This window comes from Pseudomonas sp. (assembly GCF_030696055.1).
GTDB lineage: Bacteria > Pseudomonadota > Gammaproteobacteria > Pseudomonadales > Pseudomonadaceae > Aquipseudomonas.
Map to the genome: position 1 here is coordinate 1 of NZ_JAUYNP010000053.1, position 5,593 is coordinate 5,593.

General features: G+C 63.7%; 4 protein-coding genes. All 4 read left to right on the forward strand.

The features are described 5' to 3' along the window. The coding region (gene secA / locus Q8Q83_RS03280; RefSeq protein ID WP_305621097.1) for a preprotein translocase subunit SecA at positions 1-2,461 on the forward strand (2,461 nt) is incomplete at its 5' end. A gap of 118 nt (positions 2,462-2,579) precedes the next feature. Continuing rightward, a complete protein-coding gene (argJ, locus tag Q8Q83_RS03285; RefSeq protein WP_305621098.1) occupies positions 2,580-3,797 on the forward strand; it encodes a bifunctional glutamate N-acetyltransferase/amino-acid acetyltransferase ArgJ in 1,218 nt (405 codons plus the stop codon). A 135-nt stretch (positions 3,798-3,932) separates the two neighbouring features. Beyond that, positions 3,933-4,565 carry a glutathione S-transferase family protein gene (locus tag Q8Q83_RS03290; protein WP_305621100.1) on the forward strand — a complete coding sequence of 211 codons (633 nt, stop codon included), beginning with the start codon at positions 3,933-3,935 and terminating at the stop codon, positions 4,563-4,565. After that, positions 4,562-5,503, forward strand: a complete 942-nt coding sequence (locus Q8Q83_RS03295; protein WP_305621101.1) for a Nudix family hydrolase — start codon at positions 4,562-4,564, stop codon at positions 5,501-5,503. The genes Q8Q83_RS03290 and Q8Q83_RS03295 overlap by 4 nt, the downstream gene beginning before the upstream one ends. Positions 5,504-5,593: the final 90 nt, after the last annotated feature.

The window sequence follows — 5,593 nt, forward strand, 5'->3', positions numbered from 1 at the left end:
CAAGATCGCCGAGATGCGCACCGGTGAGGGCAAGACCCTGGTGGCGACCCTGGCGGTGTACCTCAATGCCCTGGAAGGCAAGGGCGTGCACGTGGTCACGGTCAACGACTACCTGGCCCGCCGCGACGCCAACTGGATGCGTCCGCTGTACGAATTCCTCGGCATGTCGGTGGGCATAGTCACGCCCTTTATGCCGCCGGAAGAGAAGCGTGAAGCCTATGCCGCCGATATCACCTACGGCACCAACAACGAATTCGGTTTCGACTACCTGCGCGACAACATGGCCTTCAGCCTGGAAGACAAGTTCCAGCGCGAGCTGAATTTCGCCGTGATCGACGAAGTCGACTCCATCCTGATCGACGAAGCCCGTACCCCGCTGATCATCTCCGGCCAGGCCGAAGACAGCTCCCGGCTCTACACCGAAGTCAACAAGCTGATCCCGCGCCTCAAACTGCATGTCGAGGAAGAGGAAGGCGTGGTCACTCAGGAAGGCCACTACAAGGTCGACGAGAAGACCCGCCAGGTCGAGTTGAACGAAGCCGGCCACCAGTTCGTCGAGGAACTGCTCGCCGAGGTCGGCCTGCTGGCCGAAGGCGAGAGCCTCTACTCGGCGCATAACCTGAGCCTGCTGACCCACGTTTACTCGGGTCTGCGTGCGCACAAGCTGTTCAACCGCAACGTCGAATACATAGTGCAGAACAACCAGGTGCTGCTGATCGACGAGCACACCGGCCGCACCATGCCGGGCCGGCGCCTGTCCGAAGGCCTGCACCAGGCCATCGAGGCCAAGGAAGGGCTGCCGATCCAGGCCGAGAGCCAGACCCTGGCCTCGACCACCTTCCAGAACTACTTCCGCCTGTACAGCAAGCTGTCCGGCATGACCGGCACCGCCGACACCGAGGCGTTCGAGTTCCATCAGATCTACGGCTTGGCGGTGATCGTGATCCCGACCAACCGGGTCATGGCGCGCAAGGATTTCAACGACCTGGTCTACCTGACCCAGGAAGAGAAGTACGCCGCCATCATCGCCGATATCAAGGAATCCATGGCGCTGGGCCGGCCGATTCTGGTGGGTACCGCGACGATCGAAACTTCCGAATACGTATCCCGTCTGCTGGAAAAAGAAGGCATGGAGCACAAAGTGCTCAACGCCAAGTTCCACGAGAAAGAAGCCGAGATCATCGCCCAGGCCGGTCGTCCGGGCGCCTTGACCATCGCCACCAACATGGCAGGTCGCGGTACCGACATCCTCTTGGGTGGCAACTGGGAAGTGGAAATCGCCGCGCTGGAGCTCTCTAGCCAGGAGCAGCCGACACCAGAGCAGATCGCACAGATCAAGGCCGATTGGCAGAAGCGTCATCAGCAGGTGATCGAATCCGGTGGCCTGCATGTGATCGCCTCCGAGCGTCACGAATCGCGGCGAATCGACAACCAGCTGCGTGGCCGTTCCGGTCGCCAGGGTGACCCGGGTTCCAGTCGTTTCTACCTGTCGCTGGAAGACAGCCTGATGCGCATCTTCGCCTCGGATCGGGTGAAGAACTTTATGAAGGCCCTGGGCATGCAGCCCGGTGAAGCCATCGAGCATCGTATGGTCAGCAATGCCATCGAGAAGGCCCAGCGCAAGGTCGAAGGACGCAACTTCGACATGCGTAAGCAGCTGCTGGAATTCGACGACGTGGCCAACGAGCAGCGCAAAGTGATCTATCACATGCGCAACAACCTGCTGGCTGCCGACGACATAGGCGAGACCATCGCCGACTTCCGCCGCGAAGTGCTGGACAACAGCGTCAACGAATTTATCGCGCCGCAATCGCTGCCCGAGCAGTGGGATATCGCCGGCCTGGAAGCCGCGCTGTACAGCGGCTTCAACCTCAAGCTGCCGATTCAGCAGTGGCTCGACGATGACCACAAGCTCTACGAAGAGACCCTGCGCGAGCGCATCCTGCAAGAGCTGGTCAGCGCTTATAACGAGAAGGAAATTGAAGCCAGCGCCGAAGCCCTGCGCACCTTCGAGAAGCAGATCCTCCTGCGCGTGCTCGACGACCTGTGGAAAGATCACCTGTCGACCATGGATCACCTGCGTCACGGCATTCACCTGCGTGGTTATGCGCAGAAGAACCCCAAGCAGGAATACAAGCGTGAGTCCTTCACCCTGTTCCAGGAGCTGTTGGAGTCGATCAAGCGCGACACCATCCGCGTGCTGTCCCACGTCCAGGTACGCCGCGAAGATCCGGCCGAAGAAGAGGCGCGTCTGCGTCGCGAGGCCGAGGCCATGGCCGAGCGCATGCAGTTCCAGCATGCCGCAGCCTCGGCCATGGCGCAGCCGGAGGCCGCCGACGAAGACGGCGATCTGGCGGTTGCCGTCGCCCCCGTGCGCACCGAGCCGAAGATAGGTCGCAACGAGCCGTGCCCCTGCGGCTCCGGCAAGAAGTACAAGCACTGCCACGGTCAGGTTAGCTAACCCGGCCGACAGTGAAGTTGGCTATGCTTGACCCAGCTTGACTAACGCCGCGAACGGTCTGACCGTTCGCGGCGTTTTACCATCGCAATCCGTCCCACCACCTCAAGGAGCGTTCTCTATGGCTGTTGGTCTTGGCCCGTTGTCTACCCTGCACCCGGTTCCCGGTTTCGAATTGGGTATCGCCTCGGCGGGCATCAAGCGCCCGGGGCGCAAGGATGTGGTGGTGATGCGATGTGCCGAAGGCTCCAGCGTGGCGGGGGTGTTCACCCTCAATGCGTTCTGCGCGGCCCCGGTGATCCTGGCCAAGAAGCGTGTGCAGGGTAGCGTGCGTTACCTGCTGACCAACACCGGCAATGCCAACGCCGGCACCGGCGAGCCGGGCCTGCAGAATGCCGCGCGCACCTGCGCCGCCCTGGCGCAACTGGCCGGCGTCGATGAGAGCGCGGTGCTGCCGTTTTCCACCGGGGTGATTGGCGAGCCGCTGCCGGTGGAGAAGATCGAGGGCGCGCTGCAGGCCGCTCTGGACGATCTTGCGGAAGACAATTGGGCAGCGGCAGCGGCTGGCATTATGACCACCGACACCATGCCCAAGGGCGCCAGTCGCCAGTTCGTGCATGAAGGCGTGACCGTCACCGTCACCGGCATCAGCAAGGGCGCCGGGATGATCCGGCCGAATATGGCGACCATGCTCGGCTATATCGCCACCGACGCCAAAGTCTCGCGCAGTGTGCTGCAGGATCTGGTGCGTGACGCGGCGAACAAGTCGTTCAACCGCATCACCATCGATGGCGACACCTCGACCAACGACTGCTGCCTGCTGATCGCCACCGGTCAGGCGGCGCTGCCGGAAATCACCCAGGCCTCTGGCGAGCTGTTCAGCAAGCTCAAAGAAGCGGTGTTCGAGGTGTTTATGGAAGTGGCCCAGGCCATAGTGCGTGACGGCGAAGGGGCGACCAAGTTCGTCACAGTGCAGGTCAATGGCGGGGCGACCCATCAGGAGTGCCTGGACGTCGGCTACGCGGTGGCCCATTCACCGCTGATCAAGACCGCGCTGTTCGCCTCCGACCCGAACTGGGGGCGCATCCTCGCCGCCGTGGGTTATGCCGGCGTGGCGCAATTGGATGTCAGCCTGATCGACGTATTCCTCGGCGAGGTGTGCATCGCCAGCCGCGGTTGTCGCGCCGCCAGCTACACCGAGGAACAGGGCGCGGCGGTGATGGCCAAGGAAGAAATCACTATCCGCATCGAGCTGGGCCGCGGCAGCTGCAGCGAGACCATCTGGACCACCGACCTGTCCCACGAGTATGTGAAGATCAACGCCGAATACCGCACCTGATCCCGCGCGGCTATTCAGAGCTGTCCCGTATTCCCGTTATTTATGCCCCCATAAGTAACGGGAATTTGCTATTCGGGGAGCCGCCTCTTACCGTCGGTTGACCTGTCCGCAACCCTAGTGCACGGAGCGCTGCTTATGTCCCTTACCCTGGTAATTGGCGATAAAACCTATTCGTCCTGGTCGCTGCGTGCCGCCTTGGCCATGGAGTTGGCCGGTGTGGCCTATAGCGAGCTGCTGATCCCGCTCGACCAGCCAGACAGCAGTGCGCGCATTCGCGTGCATTCGCCGACCGCCAGGGTGCCGCTGCTGAAGACCGAGGACGGTCCGGTGTGGGATAGTCTGGCGATTGCCGAGTACCTCGCCGAGCGCTTCCCCGAGGCTCATCTGTGGCCGCGCGGGCAGTACGCCCGAGCGGTGGCGCGTTCGGTGTGCGCCGAGATGCACAGCGGTTTCGTCGCCTTGCGCACGCAGCTGCCGATGGATCTCAAGCGCGATCAGGCGCTGGCCGAACTACCCGCCGATGCTCAGGCTGATATCCAGCGCATCTGCGCCCTGTGGGCCGAGTGTCGCGCCGGCTTCGGTCAGGACGGGCCTTTTCTGTTCGGCCATGCCAGCCTGGCGGATGCCTTCTTCGCGCCGGTCGCGGCGCGCCTGCACGGCTACCAAGTGGCCCTGCCGGCGGTGGCGGCGGCCTATGTGACAACCATTTACCAGTGGCCGGCGTTCCAGCGTTGGTACCAGGCCGCACAGGAGGAACAGCTGCGGTGAAACCTATCCATGTAATGGCGGCGGTTATTCGCGGCGCGGATGGCCGGATCCTGATCGCCAAGCGCTCGGACGATCAGCACCAGGGCGGCCTCTGGGAGTTCCCCGGCGGCAAGCTGGAGGCTGGCGAAGCTCCGACGGTGGCGCTGGCCCGCGAGTTGGAAGAGGAGCTGGGCATTCGCCCGACGGCGGCGCGGCCCTTGATCCAGGTGCGTCACGCTTATCCGGACAAGCAGGTGCTGCTGGATGTCTGGGAGGTCTCGGCGTTCAGTGGCGAGCCCCACGGCGCCGAAGGCCAGCCCTTGGCCTGGGCCAGCCCGCGGCAGTTGCACGAGTATGAGTTTCCGGCGGCCAATCGGCCGATCATCGCCGCCGCCCGCTTGCCCGAGCATTACCTGATCACCCCGGAGGGGCTCGAGGGGCCGGAACTGTTGCGCGGGATCAAAGCGGCGCTGGCGCGCGGCGTGCGTCTGCTGCAGCTGCGTGCGCCGGCCATGTTCGACGCCCAGTACCGCGATCTGGCGGTGGATATCCAGGGCCTCTGCGCCGGCAAGGCGCAGTTGATGCTCAAGGGGCCGTTGGAGTGGCTGGGCGACTTCCCGGCGGCCGGCTGGCATTTGACCGCGGCCCAGCTGCGTAAATATGCCGCCATGGGCCGCCCATTGCCAGCCGAACGCTGGTTGGCCGCCTCCTGCCACTCGGCAGAAGAACTGGCGCTGGCGACGCAGATGGGGGTGGACTTCATCACCCTGTCGCCGGTGCAGGCCACCCAAACCCATCCCGAGGCGCAGCCGCTGGGCTGGGCGCAGGTGAGCGAGCTGCTGCAGGGCTTTAATTCGCCGGCCTACCTGCTGGGCGGAGTCGGCCCGGCGGATCTCGAGCAGGCCTGGCAGGCCGGCGCCCAGGGCGTGGCGGGTATTCGCGCGTTCTGGCCCGAGTGAGTCGCTTCCAACAGGCCGTTGAAAAATGTAGCGAGCGACGGCTAGGCAAGGCGAAATCGGCCAAGGAAGCGGAGTGTACGAGTTGTACAT

Bases quoted from the DNA above. Each gene is read 5' to 3' on its own strand.
- Q8Q83_RS03290 (WP_305621100.1), top strand. From the start codon at position 3,933: ATGTCCCTTACCCTGGTAATTGGCGATAAAACCTATTCGTCCTGGTCG.
- argJ (WP_305621098.1), top strand. From the start codon at position 2,580: ATGGCTGTTGGTCTTGGCCCGTTGTCTACCCTGCACCCGGTTCCCGGT.